This is a genomic window from Pelotalea chapellei (genome assembly GCF_018531195.1).
Classification (GTDB): domain Bacteria; phylum Desulfobacterota; class Desulfuromonadia; order Geobacterales; family Pseudopelobacteraceae; genus Pelotalea; species Pelotalea chapellei.
On sequence record NZ_JAHDYS010000003.1, the window covers coordinates 17,068 to 42,345 of the forward strand.

Here is a 25,278-nt window from a genome sequence, read left to right on the forward strand (position 1 = left end):
CTGCAGCCGCTCTCCCGGGGAAAACGGGCATGTAAGTGGGCATCATTTTTTTATCCGCTGCCAGCTCAGATCCTGTCGGCAGCCATGGTGTACGGTGCGGGTACCATACGGGCCATTCCCACCGTTGCGGTGGTTGTGGTGGTACCGGTAACCCCGTTCAGAGTGGCCGACACAATGCTTATGCCTGGAGCATGGGCTGTGACAAGACCTGTGCTGGTGACGGTAGCGATGCCAGGCTCGGAGGAGTTCCATGACACCTGATCGCTGACGTCTTTCGTGCTGCCATCGGAATAGGTAGCCGTGACGCTGAACTGCTGGCTGGTGCCGACTGCTATCCTCTGCCTGTCCGGTACCACCTTTATTGCCGTCAGTACCGGTTCAGCTGCCTGCGGAGCGCCGGTGAACGATGAACCGCCAAAGATCATCTGACCTGTTTCACTGAAAACCACATCTACCCAGTAATTGGATTGGTTCCAGCCCTGATTGGGAAAGGTGCTGCCCGATCCATAGGCGTACACGCCGTTTGAGCCGGAAATACCATCGGCCAGAGCATGCAGCGGAGGAGTGTCCGTTCCCCTGCCCTTGAAGTAATTGGAGGTAACGCTGTAATGCCCGCCATTGCAGTGGTAGGAGGCCACGTAAACCGTATTGGCCGCTATGGCCACCGGAGCAGGGAAATTTACCTGCTGCCATCCTGAAGATGATTCTCCGTTATAGGTTGCTGTTGCCAGGCGGGTACCATCGCCTGACCAGAGATTGGCGACATGGGTGCCGGTGTTTGCAGCAGACTTGTAGAAGCGTATTCCGGTGATGTAGCCTGACTTATCGGAGCGGAATTTGAACCCCAGTTCCACTGGATCGTCAGGACCGTCATCAATCGTGGCCGGTACAGTGGTATCGGGCCATATACTCGTGGCACTACTGGTGGCAAAACCGGCTGTTGTAAAGCTCCAGACCGTGGAACTGCCAAGGCTGTTACCGGCAAGGTCTCTCACTTCTCCGGTTATGGTGACGGTATATGTGCTTCCGGCGGCGAGGGGAGAGGACGGACTAAGGATCGCGGTATTGGTTGAGCTGATGTACTCCACCGTTGCCGTTACAATGGCAGAGGACGGACCGCGCAGAACAAAGGAATTTCCATGAATGGTCGCCGGATTCATGGGTTTGGTGAAAGTTGCAGTGACTCCTGAAGACAGCTCTACATCACGTGCGTCCCTTGGTGGCGTTACGTCACTGATTTGAGGAGATGCGGTGTCTGAAGAATAATTAAGCTGATAACTTCCGTTAGCTGCAGCAAAACTGGCGTACTGTATTCCTTTGACCACAGCTATGGAAAAGGGAACCGAAGAACCGGATCTGGTTACGCTGGTCACGGTCCGGCCAAAGGGTACAGGAGCCATGGCGGTAAGTCCGGTGGCACCGTTTGCCGCATTGATGGTAAATCCGAGTGTGTTTCCGTTCCAGGTTATGCCGTCGAATGTGGAGTCGTTGCGACCGTTGATCCATGTGAGAAGCTGGCGACTGGATATAACCGGGATCCCGCGATTGCGGGCTGAATCGATGACCGCATCCGAAACGCTGGACGCATCCACATCCGTGTGTGCGTTGACCACAAAAGCACCGTAGAAACCATCCGGCCCCAATGCCCTGTCAAGCAGGGCATCCACAGTAAACGGATAACTCTGCCCCGATTCATCGGTCATCTGACTGGCCGCCTGGTACACGTCGATCATGGTACCGTCTGTATCGGCAAAACGCATGGGCATGCCCGAACCGGTAAAGAAGCCGGGATTGTTGGCAATCCATTGGGACGGCCAGTAATAATAACTCGTATCCAGCCTGATACCATGAGCCTGCTCAACGTAGGCTTGTGACACATAATCGCTCCAGGCAATGCAATGAGTTCTGTTGGTGACAGGAGAAGGCAGGCCAGGGTACTTTGCACTGAAGCCGGCAAGCTGATTAGTGTAGAAGGAACTCAGGGAGGACGGAGTCCAGTTGGCACAGTTGCTGTTAACATGCAGCCCGATCTCGAAACCGGAGTTATTGAGTGCCGAAGCCTGTGAGATTGTCATGGGGTTGGTGTTAAAAACATATGAAGTTCCCCGGATGCATTCCCAGTTATCGACCGAACATCCGGGCGTACTAATGGACTGATACGAATTGAATCTGCCCCTGGTCCCTCCCCAGGTAGTATCGCCATGGTCATCGCCGGTCATGATCACCGCTGCCGGGAGACTTCGTGGCAGATACCAGAAGCGGGGGAGCGGTTTCTTGGTCATATTCATCTGAATCATGAGATTGGCCAGCAGACGCTGCTGCTCATCGGCCTGGGGAATGGCAACCTTGCCCAGATCGATCCAGTTGGGCTGTGGGTCGAAACTCGCGGGACCATAGAAAAGATCGTCGGAGCGTATTACTGCATCCCCGTCCCTCTCCTGCCCGGCCCAGGCCGGATTGCCCTGGCGGGTGTAGACAACGGAGCTGGCAAGATCATAGGTGAACGCCGCCGCCTGCCCGCCGTTTGTACCCACGCTATGCAATGTCACCGCTGGATTGGAGGTTGCCGATGACGCCGAAGAATAAATGGTTGCCACGCTGGCTGCACCGTTCAGACCATACAGGTCTGCCCTGCCGTGGTACTGCATTGTCTGTCCGGTAATTCCGGCACCCGGTGCGGCGGAAGTATTCACCAGTAGATACCCATTGGAAATGATTGACGCCTGATCGATCAGTCCAAGCAGCGATGCCAGCTTTTTATCGGGACGCATGGCAATCAGCTGCCCTCCTCCGTTGACCCAGGTGGTAAACAGGTTCACCTGGGAAGCAGTCAGCGTCATCTCGCCCAGAATAACCAGATCATGACCAGCAAGCGTGGCTGACGACACGGAGGATATATCGACCTGGTTAAATGCATTGAATCCTTCAGTTCTCAGAATTTCCGCATAGTATCCGCTGAAAGGATTACTGGCGGACGAAATCAACAGTATAGTTCCACTTGAGGGCGGGGCGCTAACCGTCACCGGGGCGCTCTTGCCAGCAGATACATTGCCTGCCGCATCCCTGGCCCAGGCGTACAGGATCTTGTTGCCCGGGCTGCTAAAAATGTACGAGGTCGGCACATTAACCGACCAGTCGCTGCTTGACGCAGAAGGTTGAGTAGAGGATTCGGTTACCATATAGCCGGTAACCGCGATGTTATCGGATGCAGTAAGGGCGGAGATCGCAACCGCGATGGTTGGCGACGATGCAGGCAGCGTGAAGGTTGTGACTGTCGGCGCCAGGGTATCGCCGCCCCCCGTGCCTGCATCGAAGACAACATCGACCCAGTAGTTTTTCCCTACTCCGCTGGTTGGAAAACTGCCGGCAGGACCATAGGCAAACACGCCGTTGGCACCGGAGACACCGTCGGCCAATGCGTGCAGCGGCGGATTATCGGTCCCCTGTCCGCTGAAGTAGTTGTAATTGTAACTGAAGTGACCTGTCGAAGTATGGTAGGAGGCCACATAAACCGTATTGGCGCCGATTGCTACAGGTGAAGGAAAATCAGCCTGCTGCCAGCCGGAGGCAGTTTCATTCGAAAAATTTGCAGTCGCCAGCAGTGTGCCGCCGGCACTCCAGAGCCGGGCAGTATGGGTTCCACTGTTGGCCGCTGCTTTATAGAAGCGGATGCCGCTGATGCTGCCGCTGGAATCGGAGCGGAATTTTACACCCAGTTCCACCGGATTGTCGGGACCGGAATCGATATTGGATGGGACAGTTGTGGAAGGCCAGATGGAGGCACCGGCGGGAGTGACACCGGAAGGGGTGAAGGCCACGTCCACCCAATAGTTGGTGCCATTCCACCCGCCGGATGGAAAGGTGCCCGCGGGGCCGTAAGCGAATACTCCGTTGACACCGGAGTCACCATTTGCCAAAGCATGCAATGGAGCATTATCAACTCCGCTGCCGTTGAAAAAACCGGGGCTGTAGCTGTAGTGACCGTTGGAAGTATGGTAGGAGGCGATGTAGACTGTGTTGGCGCTTACTGCCACTGGTGCGGAAAAATCCGCCTGCTGCCAGCCGCTTGCGGTTTCAGTTGCAGAGTTGGCCGTGGCCAGCAGATTTCCACTGGCGTTCCAGAGCCGGACTGTATGGGAGCCGCTGTTGGCTGCGGATTTGTAAAAGCGGATGCCGCTGATAGTGCCGCTGGAATCGGAACGGAATTTCACCCCGACTTCCACCGGGATGTCGGCGCCGGCGTCAACCACCGCCGGAACCGCACTGGATGGCCAGATGGTAGCTCCGCTAACGCCGCCTCCGGAAGAAGAGGCGGTAAATGCCACATCCACCCAGTAATTAGTTCCTTTCCAGCCATTAACCGGGAAGGTGCCGGCTGAACCGTAGGCAAACACACCATTGACACCGGAAACGCCATCAGCCAAGGCATGCAGCGGAGGATTATCCACCCCGCTGCTGCTGAAATAGTTTGAGCTATAGCTGTAATGACCATTCGAGGTGTGGTAGGAGGCGGTGTAGACCGAATTGGCATTAATTGCCACGGGAGCGGAAAAATCTGCCTGCTGCCAGCCGGAAGCAGTTTCATTTGCGGAACTGGCAGTGGCCAGCAGAGTTCCGCTGGCGTTCCAGAGCCGAACCGTATGAGTGCCGCTGTTACCTGCGGCTTTATAGAAACGGATGCCACTGATAGTGCCGCTGGAATCGGAACGGAATTTGACTCCCACTTCAACCGGATCGTCGACACCCCCGTCAACAACGGCCGGAACCGCGGTGGACGGCCAGATGTTTGCTCCACCAGTGCCGCCGCCACCTCCGGAAGAAGATGCGGTAAATGCCACATCAACCCAGTAATTGGTGCCTTGCCAGCCATTAACCGGGAAAGTACCGGAAGGTCCATAGGCAAACACACCATTGACGCCGGAAATGCTGTCTGCAGGAGCATGCAGCGGCGGATTATCAACTCCGCCGCCGTTGAAGTAATTCGAGTTGTAGCTGTAGTGACCGTTGGTAGTGTGGTAGGAGGCGATGTAGACCGTATTGGCGCTGACTTGTACAGGGGGATTGATCTCAGCCTGCTGCCAGCCGCTTGCGGTCTCACTGACTGAGTTGGCCGTAGCCAGCAAAGTACCGCTGGCGCTCCAGAGCCGCACAATATGAGGACCACTGTTGGCTGCCGATTTGTAGAAACGGATTGCGCTGATGGTGCCGCCGGAATCTGATCTGAATTTGACTCCCAATTCCACCGGACTGTCGGCTCCGGCGTCTGTTACAGCTGGTATGGTGGTGGATGGCCAGATTGACGCACCAAAACCTTCCGGAGGACTTATGGTTGTTAAACCTGTAACAATGGATAACGCAGTAACTATCTGTTTCACGACCATTTTCAGCCTTGCCATGTATGCTCCTTAGTTGAAACACTGATGGTTTCACTTATGAAATAACCCTCCCCTTTGTTAAGAGGAGGGTTTGATGGTATGACACTGCACATAGCTTGGTTACATCTACGGCACAAACTCCACATCCCTGAAGTAGTTGGTGTTTTTCCAGACGTTGGTTGGCATGTCTCCCATAACATCGCTCCACACGCCAGCGCCTGTTGGCGCATACAGATGACCATTCACTATCGGGGCATCAAAACCGTTAGTTTCTGCGGCATAATTCTGGTCGCTGCTGTTTGACACCGCCACTATGTAATCGGTATTGGCAGAAATCTGCAGCGGTGCCGGAAGTGTAAAACTTTTCCATCCCGCACTGCCTGCAGCAAAATCCCAGGCAAAGGGACCAGCCACGACTGCGCCATCCTGAACCCTCCAGATACGTACGGTGTGGTTACCTCCTTCGAATGCATCGGTAAAGATTTTTACCCTGGTTATCTGACCACTGACATCAGCACTGAATCTGGTACCCAGTTCGTACATCTGATCATTTTCATATGTTGAAGGTGTCTGGCTGGTGAAAATTGATCCATTCTGCTGTGGCGTAACACCCGCCTCATAGGCAATCTGCTGAAACATCGATCTGGCTGCACGGTAGCGATCCTGGGCCGCAGTTCGACTGGTAGTGAAAAAGGAGCTCCAGGCACCTCCCGGAGAGGTTCTCTGCAGCAGGCCATCCATCCAGCTGACATAGAATTCAGCATCAGCCACGCTGGCCCGCACCGGTTGATTGGCCACTGATACAAAAACAGCACCAGTGTGCACATAGTGCCCTTCACTCCCCATCCTGCGTGCTGCCAGCCAACCACTTTTCGGGAAATTAACAGTCGCGTTCAAGCTATTCGGAGCGCCTGGTGCCACTGTGGCCTGCTTGGAAGCGATCACGACACCGTTATGGACCAATTCAATGGCACCACTCAGACTCTGACCTGCTGTCCATTGCACTGATACCTGCACGCTTGCAGGGCCTGCCAACTTGATTTCATCCCCAGGTCCGGCACTGCCGTTTACCATGAAATCCAGAAACTCGTTGTGTCCATTCCGCGAGACTACCGTCCTTCCTTTCGCGATTCCCTCAATCCAAGACCGGTAGCTCAATTCTCCCACAGGCTTGACATAGGTCAGCAGAGCTCCCAGCGGTTTGCTTTCGGTGTCGTTGCAGGGATAATCGGTACCGGCTGCCAATCCCGGCCTGAACCCGCAGTTGAGCAGCCGGTAATAGGCCTGCATTGCGCAGTCCGGGCACATGAAAGAGTAGCTGGAACTGACATCCATCACATCTTCGGATATGAAATCGCTTTCTCCGAGAGCAACTTCCACCGGGTATTCGACGGGAGTGCAGCAGTTCAAGGTATCGGGCAAGCCATTGTTATTCAGATACTGCATGTGCGCAAAGCCGGCGATGCCGTTTTGCTGATGGGCCCAGTTGAAGACGGGATAGGTGTATTCCTCCCAGATCTGATGAGCCTCGGACAGCCCCAGAGCAACAACATGCCCACCAAGGGCCTGGTGAGAAGAGCCCTGGTAATTTGCATCCCAGTGCCATTCGGTGTCCCAGTGAATTATCCGCCCGGGAGCGGACGATGGATCATCAGAACCGTTGATCCTTGGCAGGTCCTCCGGAGCAATCTTGACCTCGGCATTGCCACTGTCAGCGAGCAACGAAATAACGGAAAGATTGTGAGGAGCCATCCCTGGCAAAAAATCATCAAGGGTTTCCGGGGGGCCACCGCAACTGCGGTGAACATGCATGTCGCCCGTGTACCAGCCCGGCGGCTCAATCCCTGTAAAAGGAGTGCCTGAACCACCCGGGGAGAACAGCACATCCACCCAGTAATTGGTGCCATTCCATCCACCTGCCGGAAAGCTGCCCGCCGGACCATAGGCAAACACACCGTTCGCACCTGACACGCCGTCTGCCGGAGCATGGAGCGGCGGATTGTCAGCTCCGGATCCGGAAAAATAATTTTTGGTGTAACTGTAGTGACCTGTATCGGTATGGTAGGAGGCGATATACACACTATTGGCGTTGATCGCTATCGGTGTGGGAAAATCAGCTTGCTGCCACCCGGATGCGGTCTCATTTGCAAAGGTTGCAGTGGCCAGCAGACCACCGCTGCTGTTCCAGAGCCGTGCCGTGTGAGGACCATTGTTGGCCGGGGATTTGTAAAAGCGGATGCTGCTGATGGTGCCGTTCGTATCAGCTCTGAATTTCACCCCCAGCTCTACAGGGCTGTCTGCTCCTGCATCAATGTTGTCCGGGAGGGCAGTGTATGGCCAGATGGAAGTGCCGCTTGCGCCCGCAGCATATACGACATCAACCCAATAATTTGAACTTTTCCATCCGGAAGCCGGAAAGGTGCCGGCCGGACCGTAGGCATACACCCCGTTTGCACCGGAAATGCCATCCTGCAGCGCATGAAGCGGCGGACTATCCACCCCTGTCCCTGAAAAGTAATCATAATCGTAACTGTAATGGCCAGTAGCAGTATGGTAAGAGGCGATGTAAACCGTGCTGGCAGTGACCGCCACTGGTGCAGGAAAATTGGCCTGTTGCCAGCCGGAAGCTGTTTCACTTGCAAACGTCGCAGTGGCCAGAAGCTGTCCGCTGCTGCTCCACAAGCGCGCCGTATGAGGGCCGTTGTTGGCTGCTGATTTGAAGAAGCGAATTGCGCTGATGCTGCCATCAGAATCGGCACGGAATTTAACACCCAACTCCACCGGGCTGTCACCTCCTGCATCAACGTTAGCCGGTAAGGATGTAGAGGGCCAAATTGATGCAGCATGTACATCCAGCGGCGCCAGGATCACAATGCAGGTTACGATTGATAATATTAACTGTTTTAGTATCCCATACAGGGTTTCCATTAAAAATCCTCCCTTTTTAATCAGCTATTTGTAATCTAAATCATGAACCATAACTTGAATCATTCGTCAGCCGTTCAATACTCAGGTTGTTCAAAAATAATCAGATCGTCGCAACCGGAGAACGCCCCGCGGAGGCATGCAGTGGCGAGATGACCATGGCCGTTAGCAACACTGACAAGAAAACGCATACTCTCTGGCTTCTTTAGTTATTCTCCTCCAAGGGGTAAAGCAACATCCATACCAAGCTCTATAGTCATAAATTACAGCTATTTACAGTTTCAGATCAGATCTGAAAGTAAAGTATTTTTTAATTCAGTGAATATTTTTTTGTTTTGGGAATTATTTTGCATTAAAAAATAACGCCCGCCATCTTACTCAGAGAGAGGAAAACGACGGGCGTGAAGTAACAAGCTGGAAGAGATATTGCGACTGACTTTGAAGTAACGAAAAATCTTCAACAGGTCCACCTGAAGTTACTGATGAAACTCCAGGCGGACCGTCTGCTTCACCCACGATCCATACTGCTCTGATTCTCGATTTTCCATGCAGGCACAATATGAGCCACTCCATCTGTAGCCTGGCTGCTGGTGCTGCCGGTTATTCCATCCAGTGTCGCCGAAATGTTGCACATACCGGCTCCATGGGCGGTCACCAAGCCGGAACTGCCCACTGTGGCAATCTCAGGTGCCGAAGAGCTCCATGAAACCTGCTTGGTGATGTCTTTCGTGGTACCATTTGAATACGTTGCCATTGCTGTAAACTGCTGGCTCGTACCTACGGCTATGCGCTGGTTGCTCGGTTGAACTGTGATCATGGCAAGTACCGGTGCGGCTGACTGAGATGCATTATCCACCACAGCACCGTTGATCGCCTGCGGGGACGATGTGTCGCTGAAAACCACATCTACCCAATAGTTGGTTCCATTCCAGCTCTGATTGGGGAAGTTGCTGCCCGAGCCATAGGCAAACACTCCATTTCCTCCGGAAGCACCATCCGGCAGCGCATGCAGCGGTGGAGAATCAACTCCGCCTCCATTGAAATAACCGTAATTATAGCTGTAGTGCCCGGAATCGGTATGGTAGGAGGCTGTATAGATCGCATTAGCCGTTATCGCCACCGGAGGCTGAAAATTGACCTGCTGCCATCCGGTAGAGGATTCGCTGCTAAAGGTTGCTGTTGCGATCCGGGTGCCGTCGGCGGCCCATAGATTGCCAGTATGGATACCGGTGTTGGCGGCAGATTTGTAAAAACGCAAGCCGGTGATGTAGCCATTCCTGTCGGAGCGGAATTTCACTCCGAGCTCCACTGGGTCATCAGGTCCTGCGTCCACTACTGCCGGTACGGCGGAGGCTGGCCATATTGTCCAGGGACCAGTGGATACAGCGGCAGTTGTAAAGTTCCAGGTGGTAGCACTTCCCAGACTGTTACCGGCAAGGTCCTTTACCGCGCCGCTGATTGTAACTGTGTATATGGCTCCATTGGCAAGGGAAGCTGACGGTGTCAGGATAGCAGTCCTGGTTACGGTGTTGTAAACAACCGATGCAGGTACAATCGCAGAGGAGGAATTGCGGAGGACAAAGGAACTCCCCGTAATGGTGGCTGGATCAACAGGCTCGCTGAAGATCGCAATTATCTTATCTGACGGATTGACATCTCTTGAGTCGCGAGCCGGAGTAACGCTGGTTACACCGGGAGGTATGATGTCTGCAGCATAAGTTACCTGGTAAGCTCCGCCTGTTGTGGCAAAACGAGCGTAATGCACCCCTTTGATCACTGCCATTGAAAAGGATACGGGAGAGCCGTTCCTGGTCACGCTGGTCACTGATTTGCCTTCAGGAACCGGGGCCATTGCAGTGAGGCCTGTGGCGCCTGTGCCTGCATTTACTGAGAAACCGAGTGTGGTTCCGTTCCAGGCCAGGGAAGTAAAGGTTGAGGAATTGCGGCCGTTAAGCCAGGCGAGAAGCTGCTTTGCCGATATCACCGGAACTCCCCGCTGCAGGGCCGACTGGATAACTGAATCGGACACGCTGGAAGTATCAAAATCCGTATGGGCATTGACCACGAAAGCGCCAAAGTACCCCTCAGGCCCCACTGCCCTGTCCAGCAGTGCATTTACAGTAAAGGGATAGATCTGTCCCGATTCGTCTGTCATCTGGGTAGTTGCCTGATATACATCTATGATCGTACCGGATGCATCGGTAAAACGCATGGGCATGCCGGAACCGGTAAAGAAACCGGGATAACTGGCCATCCAATGGGGGGGCCAGTAGTAATAAGTGGTATCCAGTGTTATTCCGTTGGTTTTTTCTACAGTGGCTTGTGTGGTGTAATCACTCCAGGCAATACAATGGGTCCTGTTCGTCACAGGCTTGGGCAAAGAAGGAAATCTTGCGCTGAAGCCTGCAAGTTGACTGGAGTAAAAATTAGCAAGCGACGTGGGGGTCCAGTTGGCACAGTCGGTACTGACATGCAGGGCGACTTCAAAGCCGGCGTTATTGAATGCTGTGGCCTGTGAGCTGGTTATGGTGTTGGTGGTGTACAGATAGGAGGTACCCCGGATGCAGTCCCAGTTGTCCACGGAACAGCCGGGTGAGCTCATATTCTGGTACTGGGTGAACCTTGCAGCAGTGCCTCCGTAACCATTACCGTGATCATCCCCGGTCATGACAACGACAGCCGGCAGGTTTCGCGGCAGATACCAGAAACGGGGAACAAGCTGTGAGATCATATTCATCCGAATTATAAGGTTAGCCAGCAGGCGCTGCTGCTCATCAGCCTGAGGGATGGTTACTTTCGTCAGGTCGATCCAATCTAGTTGGGGATCGAAGGTGGCTGCTCCATAAAACATGTCATCGGACCGCAATACAGGCTCTCCGTCCCTCTCCTGCCCTGCCCAGGCCGGGTTTCCTTGACGAGTGTAAATAACCGACCGGGCCAGGTCATAGGTAAAAGCCGCAGCCAGACCGCCGTTGGAACCTACGGTATTCAAGGTGACAGCCGGATTCGAAGTGGCTGAAGAAGCCGAAGAATAGAGGGTTGCCAGACTGGACGCACCGTTAAGACCATAGAGATCGGCCGGACCGTGATACTGCATGGTTTGGGAAAAAATTCCCTTTCCCGGAGCCGCAGCAGGATCCACCAGAAGATAACCGTTAGAAAGGCTTGCTGACTGATCGTTCAGCCCAAGCAGAGCGGCAAGTTTCTTGTCCGGTCGCATGGCGATCAGTTTGCCTCCTCCGTTGACCCATGTGCTGAGCATGGTCACCTGGGAAGCGGTAAGGGTCATTTCACCGAGGATCACCAGGTCGTAGGCTGCAAGCACTCCGGCTGATACCGAAGCGATGTCGTTCTGGTCAAAAGCATTCAGCCCTTCCGTTTGCAAAATTTCACCATAGTAGTTACTGAACGGATTAGTGGCGGAAGAGATAATCAGGATCGGTAATTTAGCCGTAATAACTGTCACCGGAGCACTTTTGGCGATGGATATGTTGCCGGCGACATCCTTGGCCCAGGCATAGAGGGTCTTGCTGCCCGGGGTGGCAACCGTGTAGGAAGTTGGGGGGGTAGTTGACCACCTGCTGTCCGATGCCAGAGGGACAGTGGATGTCTCGGTGACCAGGTAACCGGTCACAGCCGTATTGTCAGTGGCGGTCAGTGCGGTGATCGCAACGCTCAGGCTGGAAGATGTTGCCGGAATGGTAAAGGTGTTCACCACCGGCGCAACGGTATCGCCGGTTGTCGATGCGGTAAAGACAACGTCAACCCAGTAGTTGGTCCCAAACCAGCCGCTGGATGGAAAACTGCCGGACGGGCCGTAGGTAAAGACGCCATTCACCCCGGAAACGCCGTCAGCCGGGGCGTGCAGCGGCGGAGCATCCCTGCCCGTCCCGCTGAAATAGTTCTGGTTGAAGCTGTAATGGCCATTGGCGGTATGGTAGGAGGCGACGTAGACCGTGTTGGCGGTAATTGTGACAGGTGCCGGGAAGTCGGCCTGCTGCCAGCCTGATGCGGTCTCGCTTGCGGAACCGGCTGTGGCCAGAAGGGCACCGCTGGCGCTCCAGAGCCTGACTGTGTGGCTGCCATTGTTGGCGGCAGCTTTGTAAAAGCGGATGCCGCTGATGGTGCCGCCGGAATCGGAGCGGAATTTCACCCCGATTTCAACCGGGTCGTCAGGTCCGCCGTCAACAGTAGCCGGCACGGTGGTTGATGGCCAGAGGGTTGAGCCTGTCAATACCGGAATGGTCACTGTCACCGTGGCACTCCTGGCGGTGGAAACATTGCCGGCAGCATCCTTGGCCCAGGCGTACAGGGTCTTGCTGCCCTGGGTGGTAAACGTGTAGGAAACAGGGGCAGTAGCCGACCACCTGCTGTCCGACGCCAGGGGCGCTGTGGATGTCTCGGTGACCAGGTAACCGGTCACAGCCGTATTGTCAGTTGCTGTCAGTGCGGTGATTGGAACATTCAGCGTGGAAGATGTTGTCGGAATGGTGAAGGTATTTACCACCGGCGCAATAGTATCGCCGGTTGAAATTGTTACTGTCACCGTGGCACTCCTGGCGGTGGAAACATTGCCGGCAGCATCCTTGGCCCAGGCGTACAGGGTCTTGCTGCCCTGGGTGGTAAACGTGTAGGAAACAGGGGCCGTAGCCGACCACCTGCTGTCCGACGCCAGGGGCGCTGTGGATGTCTCGGTGACCAGGTAACCGGTCACAGCCGTATTGTCAGTGGCGGTCAAGGTGGTGATCGCAACGCTTAAGCTGGAAGATGTTGCCGGAATGGTAAAGGTGTTCACCACCGGCGCAACGGTATCGCCGGTTGATGATGCGGTAAAGACAACGTCAACCCAGTAGTTGGACCCAAACCATCCGGTTGTTGGGAAACTGCCTGGAGGACCGTAAGTATAGACGCCGTTAGCACCAGAAACACCGTCAGCCGGGGCATGCAGCGGCGGAGCATCCCTGCCCGTCCCGCTGAAATAGTTCTGGTTGAAGCTGTAATGGCCATTGGCGGTATGGTAGGAGGCGACGTAGACCGTGTTGGCGGTAATTGTGACAGGTGCCGGGAAGTCGGCCTGCTGCCAGCCTGATGCAGTCTCGCTTGCGGAACCGGCTGTGGCCAGCAGGGTACCGCTGGCGCTCCAGAGTCGGGCTGTATGAGTGCCGTTATTGGCACTTGCTTTATAAAAGCGAATGCCGCTGATGGTGCCGCCGGAATCGGAGCGGAATTTCACCCCGATTTCAACCGGGTCGTCAGCCCCGCCGTCAACAGTAGCCGGCACGGTGGTTGATGGCCAGAGGGTTGATCCTGTCGATACCGGAATGGTCACTGTCACCGTGGCACTCCTGGCGGTGGAAACATTGCCGGCGGCATCCTTGGCCCAGGCGTACAGAGTCTTGCTGCCCTGGGTGCTAAACGTGTAGGAAACAGGGGCAGTAGCCGACCACCTGCTGTCCGACGCCAGGGGCGCTGTGGATGTCTCGGTGACAAGGTAACCGGTCACAGCCGTATTGTCAGTGGCTGTCAGAGCGGTGATCGCAACGTTTAAGCTAGTGGATGTTGCCGGAATGGTAAAGGTGTTCACAACCGGCGCAACGGTATCGCCGGTTGGTGATGCGGTAAATACAACGTCAACCCAGTAGTTGGACCCCAGCCATCCGGTTATTGGGAAACTGCCTGGAGGACCGTAAGTATAGACGCCGTTAGCACCGGAAACACCGTCAGCCGGGGCATGCAGCGGCGGAGCATCTCGGCCCGTCCCGCTGAAATAGTTTTGGGTGAAGCTGTAATGGCCATTGGCGGTATGGTAGGAGGCGACGTAGACCGTGTTGGCGGTGATTGTGACAGGGGTAGTAAAGTTTGCCTGCTGCCAGCCTGATGCAGTCTCGCCGGCAGGGCTTGCCGTGGCCAGCAGGGTACCGCTGGCGCTCCAGAGCCGGGCTGTATGAGTGCCGTTATTGGCACTTGCTTTATAAAAGCGAATGCCGCTGATAGTGCCGCCGGAATCGGAGCGGAATTTCACCCCGATTTCGACCGGATCGTCAGGTCCGCCGTCAACAGTAGCCGGCACGGTAGTTGGTGGCCAGATTGAAGCGGCACGTAGATCCAAAGGTGCCACGATTGCCATACATGTTATGACAAATAATGCTGTTACTACCTGTTTCAGTGTCATGCTGTTGCTTTTCATGCAAGCTCCTTCCTTGAATCACCCGGATGCAGGTTTTTTAACCTGCTTAAGTCATTCCGCCTGCTCAGCAACATCCATTCCAACATTTTATTTCAATAATTAGTAATACTTATAAAAATTTATCTTTCTTAGAGGTAAATAATTTTTTAACTTTGGAAATATTTTTGGACTTTTAGTGGGGTTTTACAGGCTAGCCTGTGGCAGGTTGATACTGATCAGGCTGGATTTTGACTCCATCTGCAGTGATTTCCTTAAGCACCCGCGCCGGGCTTCCGGCGGCAATGACCTGTTCCGGAATGTCTTTAAGAACAGCCGATCCAAGCCCCACCAGGCTCCCCGCTCCGATGGAAACATGCTCCCGCATCCTTGATCCCGATCCGATATAGCATCCTTTTCCCATATTTACAGATCCTGACACGGATACATTTGAACCGATGCAGCAGTAATCGCCTATGACGCTGTCATGGGAGATAACCGTATTGGGCAATATTACACAGTGATTACCGACAGTTACGTTGCTGCTGATGAACACGTTGGGCATGATGATGCAGTTGAAACCAATCCTGCAATCAGGGGGCAATTGCACGGAAGGATGAATGATCGTAGCAAACCTGCTTTCATCGACCGGCAGGCCGGTTATGACCTCTGCTCGCTTTGCATAGCTCGTAGGACTGCCTGGCACTGCCAGCAGAAAAGCATCCGGCTCGACCCCCAGCATCTCCCTGCCACCCACAACCGTAATGCCGCAACACTCCTTGCCGTGGTTTAATTTATTATCGTCCAGAAACCCGATTACATCCCACGCTTCTTCCTGTTGCTGTTCATTGATTGCCAGAACCGACAGCAGAGCTTCGCGGGAATTCCCCCCGTATGGGAAAAGAAACAATTTTTTGGACATGTGCCGCTCCTTTTATGATTTCTTCCACCTGGTCTTCCTTCATGCCATTGAACATGGGAAGCATGATCACGTCATCCCGCGCTTTTTCAGCTTCAGGTTGTGAAACAGAGCCTGCATAGGGTGGTTCCTGATGTGCATTCATAATCCCGCGGCGGCTGGCGATTCCCCGATCAAGCAGCTGCTGCATGAGACCATCCCTGCTCACCGGACTGTGGGCAAGCACTCTGACCGGATAACTCTGCCAGTTTGTCCTGCAGTCGGAAGTATCCTGAAGCGGTTGCAGCCAGGGGATTGCCCGCATCCTGTCGCGGTACCAGTCGGCAATCTGCCGTCGTTCTTCCACGAAAGAGGGCAGCTTCTTAAGCTGTTCAATACCTATTGCTGCCTGCAGGTCAGTCATCCTGTAGTTGAAGCCGGTGGTGACATACTCTTCAAAAACAACTTGCTGTGCACTGTGCCGCACCGTATCGGGGATGCTCATGCCGTGCTGCCTCAGAAGCCGCAGCTGCCGGTCGTATTCGGGATTACGCGTGGTAATCATTCCGCCATCGCCAATGGCTACTATCTTGCGCGGATGAAAAGAAAAACAGGCCAGGTCGCCATGGGGACGGCCGATTCTTTCCCATCCATCGCGTGTCCTGATCTCGGAACCAGCGGCGCAGGCTGCATCCTCCACCACAGGCAGGCCGAAGGCGGCGGCGATCTCCGTTATGGCAGCAATGTCGCAGGGCATGCCCATCTGGTGCACAGGCATGATGGCAGCAACACGTCCTGCTCTAGCAGGTTGTTGAAAAACAGCCATCTCGCCGCCATCCTCGAAAGCCACCTTGTGCGACGTAGCGCTGCTACGCCTCCGCGGGGCAGTCTCCGGTTGCGACGATCTGACTATTTTTGAACAACCCGAGTTTTTCAGATTACTGGTAGGTTTTTTGCCGCTCTCATCAGGATAGAAGGCACGCAGAGGAGATTCACCTACTGCAAGTCGGGCCGCATTGCGGTAGTACAACACTCCGTCGCGACTCTCACACTCTTCTGTCAGACATTTGCGCAGAAGTCCTGGAGACATGTTGTAGGTCATGGGATCAATGTCGATGAAAACCGGTTCGGCAAAGCAGTAACGAATGGAATTTGCCGTAGCGATGAACGAGTGGCTGACAGTGATCACAACGTCACCAGGTTTTACGCCGGCAACGAGCAGCGCCAGGTGCAGAGCCGTTGTACAGCTTGAAACGGCACATGCATGGGGTGCGCCGACGTAAGCGGCAAAGGCTGCTTCGAATTCAGCCACCTTTGGCCCCTGGGTCAGCCAGCCGGACATGATCACTTCCCTTGCTGCCGCTGCCTCCTCTTCACCGAGGAGTGGTTTTGCTATGGGAATCATTTTTGTACCACCTCACCATTTCATTTCTTCTCTCATCAGGAAAGACAGGAACATCAACAGGTTGTTGAAAAACGTGATGAGGAAGGTCAGATGCAAGGCGTACGGAACGGAGCAGGCGAGGCATAACTGGTAGTTAGCCGAGCTTGCGAGTACCGCGCAACGCAGCAGATGGCCTCCGCAGTAGTTTTTCAACAGCCTGTTAGACAGCGCTTGGGATTGTGCTCATTATTTCATTGGCCAATACCGCTTGAGCCGGCATGGCAGCGGCGGCCCGGACCTCTTTCCGCCATTCAATCAGCCCTCGCAATCCATCCTCAACACCGACTTTGGCCTTGAATCCCAAAACATCCCGCGCCTTGCGTATGTCGGCCAAACGTCGCGGAACCGGATTAACGGCACGTTCCGGCAGGAATTCGGGCTGAAGGTCGGAGCCCATCACTCTCAAAAGAGTCTGCAGCAGTCCCAGCAGGCTTGTTTCCGTACCGCTGGCCACATTGAAGACTTCATCCGTGATGTCTGATTGCATGGCCAACATGATCGCATCGATCACATCGTCAATGTAAACCATGTCCATGGTCTGCAAGCCATCCCCGAAAATGGCCGGACGCTCTCCAGCCTCGATACGATCAAGCCAGCGGATGATCACTTCAGTGTATTTGCCGTCGATATCCATGCGGGGGCCATAGACATTGAAAAAGCGCAATGCTGCATACTTGAGTCCGTACATTTCGGCAAATGAACGCACCATCCCCTCACCGGCTATTTTTGCTGCTCCGTAATAGGTGCGGTTGTTGTAAGGGTGGTGAGTTTCACTGGTGGGAAAACTGTCTGCCATGCCATAGATCGAGGCGGAGGAAGCATACACCAGCCTGCCCACATTCTGCTCCACCACGGTCTGCAGCACATTATGGGTGCCGGTCATCATGACTTCCATGGCTTCGCGGGGATTCTCGGCGCAAGCTGTGATTCTGATGGCCGCCATGTGAAAGAGGCCATCAATTCCCTTTGCCAGCTTCATCAGCAGGTTTGAATCGCGAATATCTCCTTTTACAAGCTGAACGCGCGGATCTTGCACAACATTGAAGATATTATGCATGCTGCCCCGCACGAAATTATCCAGAAGCACGATTCTCGCCGCTCCCCCGGCCAGAAGCCGGTCGGCAATGTGAGATCCCATGAGACCGGCACCACCTGTTATAAGAAAGCTGCTTCCACGTATCTGCATGCTGTCTCCTTTGTTCTCCGTGGCAATAGGGCGAAGCACGATAATGCCGTGCTATCGCCCCTACAAAAAACGGTATACCTTCGTGGTTAAAGCTTTCGGTTCTATGCAGCTGCCACAGCACCTATCATCGGTACATCCTGCTTGGCTTCAACCTTGGCAGGAGCTTTGTGTGATGCATCCACCAGCATCTCGTGGGAAATTTTACGCACCGCTTCCACGACAACATCCTGCTGGGCCACGCTCATTTCGGCAAACATCGGCAAAGAGAGCACTTCATGGGCAGCAGCTTCCGCCTGGGGGAAATCTCCGGCACTGTAGCCAAGATCGGCATAGGCCGGCTGGAGATGAACAGGTATCGGGTAATGGATTCCCGACTGGACACCGCTTTCGGTCAATGCCTGCTGAAAAGCTTCACGGCGGGGTACCCGGATGGCGTAGATGTGATAGACATGCCGATTGAAGGAAGATTCCACCGGAGTAGCTATGCCACTGTTCACCAGCAGCTCGTCATAACGCCTGGCGTGGGCGCGGCGTGCCAGAGTCCAGGCTTCCAGGTGGCGCAGCTTGACCCTCAGGATAGCGCCCTGCATGCCCTCCATGCGATAGTTGTACCCCTTCATGGTATGACGGTATTTGTTCTCGGCTCCCCAGTCGCGCAGCATCCGGATGGTGTCGGCATATTTCTTTTCGTTGGTGGTCACCATGCCACCCTCGCCATAGGCACCGAGGTTTTTGCCCGGATAGAAGCTGAAACAGCCAAAGTTGCCGATCCCCCCTACCCTGCGCCCCTTATACTCAGCGCCATGGGCCTGACAGGCATCTTCAATCACTACAAGTTTGTGACGTCTGGCGATATCCACGATCGGATCCATGTCTGCTGCCTGTCCATGGATATGGACCGGCAGAATTGCCTTGGTAGCCGGCGTGATGGCAGCTTCGATTCTGGTCACATCAATAGTCAGTGATTTCGGATCAATGTCCACGAAAACCGGTTTGGCGCCTGTGTACACTATCGCAGCAACTGTGGCCACAAAGGTAAATGGAGTGGTAATGACCTCATCCCCCGGGCCGACTCCCGCTGCAAGCAGCGCAAGGTGAAGTGCGCTGGTGCCGGTGTTCACTGCGATCCCATGGTCTGTCTCCTGATAGGCGGCAAATTCTTTCTCAAATTCAGCCACTTCGCTGCCGAGAACAAAGGAGCAGCTTTCAAGCACCTTGTTCACCACAGGCAGAATCTCGGCCTTGATCGATTGATACTGGGCCTTCAGATTGAGAAAGGGGACCGGCCGCAGGTTTTCCTCCGATGAGGCACCGGTTACGCTGCGCACAAAGCGGGCCGGCACTCCAGCTACCACGGCATTGTCAGGAACATCTTTGGTAACAACACTGCCTGCACCGACTATGGCGTTTTCTCCGATGGTGACGCCGCAGAGCACTGTGGTACTCGTACCGATGGAGGCGCCTCTTTTAACCAGGGTTGGAATGCATTCCCAGTCCGCTTCGGTCTGCAGGCCGCCATTTGCAGTGGCGCGAGGGTATTTGTCATTGATGAAGGAAACGTTGTGGCCGACGAAAACATCATCCTCGATGGTCACCCCTTCGCAGATGAAGGTATGGCTCGATACTTTCACATTTCTGCCGATCTTCGCCTTTTTCTGCACTTCCACAAAAGCGCCGATCCTGGAATTGTCGCCAACCTCGCATTCGTAGAGGTTTACGAAATCCGCCATCCTCGTGTTCTCTCCCAACTTCACGTTCCTGATGCTTTGTTTGGTGTAATCACTCACAGTTTGATCTCCTTTCCCCGATGTTTTATAGACATCTCCGAAGCCTCAAGTATTCTGACGACATTCAGGCCGCTGTTTCCATCCGTTATGCAGCGGCGTCCTGTCTGTACGCAGTCGATAAACTCACCAGCCATGAGACGCAAGGCCTCGGTCTGATCCAACCGCGGGGCCCACATGTCGCCCAGGCGGTATGAAACCCGGGCATCATGGACTCCTTCGGTGGTATCGATATCGACCCCACGGTCGTAGATTTTTATTTTTTCGCTGACTTCCATATCATCGTAATGAATCGTTTTTTTGCTGCCGCCAACCAGCATGGTGCGCACCTTGACCGGTGAAAGCCAGTTGTTGTGAAAGTGGGCAATCATCCCGCTATTGTAATAGACAGTAAGATAGGCCACGTTCTCATGCCCGTTTCCCACATGGCAGGCACCGGTAGCACAGACACTGACCGGACGTTCCTTGACCAGGTGTTCCAGGATCGCGATATCGTGGGGAGCCAGATCCCAGAGCACGTTGACATCCCGCTGGAACAGTCCCAGATTGATGCGCACCGAATCCAGATAATAGATTTCCCCCAACTCCCCCTGGTCCACCACCTCCTTCATTTTGCGCACTGCACCGGTATAGATGAAGGTGTGATCGATCATGTAGGTAAGCTTGTTTTTTGTTGCCAGCTCTACCAGTTTTTCTGCCTCTGCGGTGGATGAAGTGGCTGGTTTCTCCAGCAATACGTGCTTGCCGTGTTCAAACGCCTTACGAGCAAACTCATAGTGGGTTGCCACGGGAGTGGCGATGACAACAGCATCGACAGAAGGGTCCTTGAGCACATCGTCATAGCAGCTGGTGGTTCTCATGGATGGATATTTGGAGGAGACCTGCTTAAGGCGCTCCGGGTTCATGTCACAGCAGGTCACCACTGATGCCTTGCCTGACTCCTGAATATTCCTGACGAGATTGGGTCCCCAGTAACCGTACCCTGCAACAGCGACTTTAATCATGGCAGCAGACCTCCTGTGATGAACCTGGATTTATTTTTAGCAGTCCCGTGGGCACGGACCACTCCGCATCTTCATGAAAAACCCCGAAATGGGTGCTGAAGAGATGATGCCGGACATGAAAACGTAGCCCCTTCTGAAAACAGTATGGACGCTGGAAATCCTTGTCCCACACCAGGACGTGGACTTCATAGGCTTCGGACACGAGTTTGAGCGGTGGCGTAATGACTTCAAGGATGCCTTCCCCGGAAAGAGTTGGGATTGAATACCCGTCCAGGGCGGTGCTGTAATTGCAGCAGGCGACATCATCCGACCTGATCAGAGCAACCACGAAATTGGGATTGTGAATGACCTGCGGTGTTGTGTAATGCAGGCGAATCCGCATTCTTTCGCCGAAATCGAAAATGGCCCTCTCTTTACCAGATTCATCGAACAGTTCCACATCCGTGATGCTGATCGACACATCACCTTCCGACGAAGAAGAACTGCTCGTCGAACTTCCCTCTTTCTCGAATTGCGGAATAACCTCTTCCGGAGATCCATCGGTCAGCAGTTTCCCGTGGGAAAGGTAAAGGACCCTGTTGCAGAGCGCCTTGACGCTGAACATGTTGTGCGAAACCAGCAATATTGTTGAGCCGCTCTTTTGCAGCTCCTCGGCGTAGTTGGTGCATTTCCTTTGAAACTGCAGGTCACCAACGGACAGCACTTCGTCTATGATCAGAATTTCAGGGCGCAGATGAGCAGATACGGCAAATGCCAGGCGAACGTACATCCCACTGGAATAACGCTTGACCGGTGTATCGATGAATTCCTCTATTTCTGCAAAATCCACGATCGCATCAAACAGCCGGTGGATCTCTTCCCGTTTCATACCGATGATGGCGCCGTTAAGAAAGATGTTCTCCCTTCCGGTTAGTTCCGGATGAAAGCCGGTGCCAACCTCCAGCAGGGAACCCACGCGACCGTAAATCCTAACTCTGCCTGAGGTCGGTTCCGTGATGCGGGAGAGGATCTTGAGCAGCGTACTTTTACCTGCCCCATTGTGCCCGATTATGCCGAGCGCCTCTCCCTTTCTGGCTTCAAAGGAGATATCCTGAAGTGCCCAGAAATCTTTTTCCTTCTCGCGCCGATCTCGACGGAACGGAGATTTCAAGGTCTCCGCAAGCTGGTGATACAGCGTGTCATGGCGATGGCTGCCAGGTGTTATTGTGTACCGCTTGGAAAGTTTTTCCGCCTGAATGGCAATATCACTCATGCTGTCTCCATTAATGTGTTACTTGAAGTAAGCTGTATTAAGTAACCTGATTAAATCAATTTTCCGCCAAACACTAATATGACAGCTCCTCCCCCCAGCGGGGGGAGGTTGGGAGGGGGGCGGTGGAGTTTTCAGTCTTTTCCCTCTCCCTGACCCTCCCCCGCTGGGGGAGGGGATCTGTGTAAAATGATTATCCTTAGATAAGATCGGCAAATGTCTGTTCAGATTTTTTAAAGTACACAATACCGCCGAACAACAGGAGCACCACTACTATCGAACTGACCGCCATAACAGCCACATCCGGGAACGCCTTCCCCAACAGCGCCCACCTGAACCCTTCGATCACGCCAACCAGCGGATTCAACCCATACAGCAGCTGCCACTTCTGCGGCACCATGCTGACGGGATAGGCGATAGGAGATCCGTACATCCAGATCTGAATGATGAAAGGCATGATGCTGCCCACATCCCGATACTTGACGTTTAAGGCCGCAAACCAGAGTCCCACTGCAAGCGCTGTCATAATGGCCAATACGATGAAAAACGGCAGTGCCAGCATGCCCCAGGTGGGCGTAATCCTGTACCAGGCCATCAGTACCAGCAGAACCGCAAAGGAGAAAATGAGGTCAACCACCGGTGCAATCGCAGCGGAGAGCGGGATCAGCAGGCGGGGGAAATAGATTTTTGTAACCAGGTTGGTGCTGCCGACAACGCTGCCGGAGGTACGTGCCAGCGCTTGGGAGAAATAGGTCCAGGGCAAAAGAGCGGTAAACGCAAAGACAGGATAAGGTATGCCTTCAGAAGGAAAACGGGCGAGATTCCCGAAGATCACCGTAAAAATTATCATGGTGATCAGAGGCTGCAAGATAACCCAGCCGGCACCGATAGCGGTCTGCTTGTACCTGGTGAGAACATCCCTCCACACCAGAAAGTACAGCAGCTCCCGATGCTGCCACACCGCAAACAGATCCAGATGCAACAGCCCTTTGGTTGGCTGAATGTCAACCATTGGGATACTTCCTCTGTTTTCTTGCATCAACTCCATTTAATCACCTCTTGAGCAGTTTTTTGCTTCAAAAATCCCGCACCGACCTGATCCTCCGGTACGCACGCAGGGCGAATGTCGGCAAGTACATCCCTCACGGAACCGAAATGAAGCCTTTCCAGCAGATGGTGGATCTTGTGCTCCATTCCTTGCAGATTCAGGTAGTGCCTGAACCGTGATTTTAGCCCGGAGCGAATGCGCGGTTGGGATGGGTCGATCTCCCATGGGTGGAAGTACACCACCACCGGTTGTTGCTCCCGGAGATTGATCCGCTGGATGGCCTCCCTGATCAAAGCTACCGGGAACAGCCGCAGGTATCCACCACCGGCAATCGGCACCCTGGGCCGCCAGCCCCCCAGCTCAAGCAGAAACGTTGAAATGGGGAATTCCTTGATAGCTCCTGCCATGGTTTTGATCTCATGGGGAAAGCGTTTCCCCCCGGGTATGCCGTAAATGTCGTGATTGATCGGGAATATGCTGGAATCGTAGGAAAACCCCTCCTCCACCAGGATATCCAGAGCCCAGAGGGACCTGGCTGTTATGGAGTAGCTGGGGGCGCGGTACCCGCGGACAGCTTCCCCGCAGATATCTTCCAACACCCTCTTGGCCGTAAAGATATCTCTGCGAAACTGCTGTGGAGTAAGGCGGTACACCAGCTGATGCATATGACTGTGGCAGGCGATTTCATGACCGCGTGCATGAATCTCCCGCACCAGACGCGGACAGCGCTGGGCTACCCAGCCAAGAACAAAAAAGGTGGCTTTGACTGAAAAGCCGTCAAGAATATCGAGAATCCGTTCCGTATTATGTTCCACCCTCAAGGGGTAGGAATCCCAGTCGCCATAAGCAACCTGCCGCTCAAAAGCGGTCACATGGAAGTAATCTTCAACATCTATGGTCAGTGCATTTATCATGGGCACCTCAAAATTGTTTGGTAACCAGCAGCGTCACCCGGTTCACCCGTCGATTGTCCGCATCGTTGGCAGGCGAGTAGGAATTCACATGGATATGCGAAAGTCCGACAGTCAGCTTTTCCGCCAGCAGGTAACTCAGGCCGTAGTCTAAAAGGAGGAGGCGGGTGTAGGTATCCAGCAGCTTGTCTTCATACTTTTCCGCCGTAAAAGCCAATGCACCGGTCAGGCGGTCGGTGAACTGATATGTGCCTTTCACGGCTGCCCCATACTTGATTGTCTCCAACCTGTCGGTATCTGCTTTTGTAAATTCGGAATAGTAAAGGGAAAGACCCAACAGGCCTGTTTGCAGACGTTTTTCAACCTTGCCGGCGACAAAGGTCTCCTGACTGATATTATGCAGCGGATCATCGTCATACCTGACTCCGGTTGTCACGGTGGCAGCAACATTTCCAAAATCATGGGTAGCGCCGGCATCCCAGAACAGGCCGTTCAGCCGCCGCCCACTGTCATAGTTTGTCCAGGTGTGACCCATCTGGGCAAACAGGTAGGATTTTTCCAGGTATTCGTACCTGAATCCTCCTGCTGCCTGATGCTGGTTGAAATCCTCGAGTTTGGACAGTTCGCGGGTAAAGGTGTATTCCGCCGTCAGGCTCCAGCGGGCAGACAGCTCGTGTCGTGCCTCCAGAAAACCAACATGATCAGTTTTATCTACCGCGGACGATTGGGAATAACGGGTGTCGATAAATCGGTACCCAGTGGTCAATGTGGTCCTTTGTCCCGGGCGAAACTCAAAATACGGGGCTGCGGTTATCAGGTTTCGATCGGTCTGGTCCAGGGTCAGACTTTCCCGTGTGACATCCCGGGTCACGTTAAGTGAGGATCGCTGGTAACTTTCACTTGCTTCAATGTAGAAAAAGTTGTCCACCACCGTCAGGTTTCCCTTTGCCGCCAGATCGTGGGTCAAGTCGTTCTTGCGTTTGTTCCTGGCGTAATAGCGGTAGTCAAGCACGTACCCCAGATCCGCCATGAGGTTCGGCGCCTTGTATTGCGCAGCTACGCCGGGAAGCAGTCGGGTGATAAATTCCGAGACATGGTTGTCTTTGGTTTCATGCACATTGTCCGTAAATTCCTCACCAACCGTAAGGGAAGGAATTATCTTGAAATCAGCACCCTGTGCACTGCCTGCGACAGCACATATGCCTAATGTGACTACAGCCTTCTGTAATCTGGACATGGTGGCCTTTCCTGAAGCGTCAATTTAAAATTCACTGCATTGCACCCTCCCCCA

Annotated in this window: 12 protein-coding genes; all 12 read right to left on the bottom strand. The window is 54.0% G+C overall.

The features are described from left to right. Nucleotides 1-65 precede the first annotated feature (65 nt). Nucleotides 66-5,396, bottom strand: coding sequence for a DUF4082 domain-containing protein (locus KJB30_RS03555; protein WP_214296568.1), 5,331 nt, complete (start codon nucleotides 5,394-5,396; stop codon nucleotides 66-68). Between the two features lie 105 nt (nucleotides 5,397-5,501). Then, nucleotides 5,502-8,303: a DUF4082 domain-containing protein gene (locus KJB30_RS03560; protein WP_214296569.1), complete on the bottom strand. Its 2,802-nt coding sequence runs from the start codon at nucleotides 8,301-8,303 to the stop codon at nucleotides 5,502-5,504. A 505-nt stretch (nucleotides 8,304-8,808) separates the two neighbouring features. Next, nucleotides 8,809-14,487, bottom strand: a complete 5,679-nt coding sequence (locus KJB30_RS03565; protein ID WP_214296570.1) for a DUF4082 domain-containing protein — start codon at nucleotides 14,485-14,487, stop codon at nucleotides 8,809-8,811. Nucleotides 14,488-14,677: 190 nt separating this feature from the next. After that, on the bottom strand, nucleotides 14,678-15,385 hold the full coding sequence (locus KJB30_RS03570; protein ID WP_214296571.1) for an acetyltransferase: 708 nt from the start codon (nucleotides 15,383-15,385) through the stop codon (nucleotides 14,678-14,680). Continuing rightward, nucleotides 15,309-16,766 carry a DegT/DnrJ/EryC1/StrS family aminotransferase gene (locus KJB30_RS03575; protein WP_214296572.1) on the bottom strand — a complete coding sequence of 486 codons (1,458 nt, stop codon included), beginning with the start codon at nucleotides 16,764-16,766 and terminating at the stop codon, nucleotides 15,309-15,311. The genes KJB30_RS03570 and KJB30_RS03575 overlap by 77 nt, the downstream gene beginning before the upstream one ends. Before the next feature lie 199 nt (nucleotides 16,767-16,965). Further along, complete coding sequence (locus KJB30_RS03580; RefSeq protein WP_214296573.1) at nucleotides 16,966-17,991, bottom strand: SDR family NAD(P)-dependent oxidoreductase; 1,026 nt, start codon at nucleotides 17,989-17,991, stop codon at nucleotides 16,966-16,968. A 101-nt stretch (nucleotides 17,992-18,092) separates the two neighbouring features. Beyond that, nucleotides 18,093-19,778, bottom strand: coding sequence for an aminotransferase class I/II-fold pyridoxal phosphate-dependent enzyme (locus KJB30_RS03585; RefSeq protein ID WP_496198522.1), 1,686 nt, complete (start codon nucleotides 19,776-19,778; stop codon nucleotides 18,093-18,095). Continuing rightward, nucleotides 19,775-20,779, bottom strand: a complete 1,005-nt coding sequence (locus KJB30_RS03595; RefSeq protein WP_214296574.1) for a Gfo/Idh/MocA family protein — start codon at nucleotides 20,777-20,779, stop codon at nucleotides 19,775-19,777. The genes KJB30_RS03585 and KJB30_RS03595 overlap by 4 nt, the downstream gene beginning before the upstream one ends. Further along, the gene (locus KJB30_RS03600) at nucleotides 20,772-22,031 is read right to left on the bottom strand and encodes an ABC transporter ATP-binding protein (RefSeq protein ID WP_214296575.1); all 1,260 of its coding nucleotides are present in this window, start codon (nucleotides 22,029-22,031) and stop codon (nucleotides 20,772-20,774) included. Before KJB30_RS03600 ends, KJB30_RS03595 begins: the two co-directional genes overlap by 8 nt. Before the next feature lie 196 nt (nucleotides 22,032-22,227). Continuing rightward, on the bottom strand, nucleotides 22,228-23,040 hold the full coding sequence (locus KJB30_RS03605; RefSeq protein ID WP_246545483.1) for an ABC transporter permease: 813 nt from the start codon (nucleotides 23,038-23,040) through the stop codon (nucleotides 22,228-22,230). Between the two features lie 26 nt (nucleotides 23,041-23,066). Next, nucleotides 23,067-23,990: an XrtA system polysaccharide deacetylase gene (locus KJB30_RS03610; protein ID WP_214296577.1), complete on the bottom strand. Its 924-nt coding sequence runs from the start codon at nucleotides 23,988-23,990 to the stop codon at nucleotides 23,067-23,069. Between the two features lie 7 nt (nucleotides 23,991-23,997). After that, nucleotides 23,998-25,224: a TIGR03016 family PEP-CTERM system-associated outer membrane protein gene (locus KJB30_RS03615; RefSeq protein WP_214296578.1), complete on the bottom strand. Its 1,227-nt coding sequence runs from the start codon at nucleotides 25,222-25,224 to the stop codon at nucleotides 23,998-24,000. Between the last annotated feature and the right edge of the window lie 54 nt (nucleotides 25,225-25,278).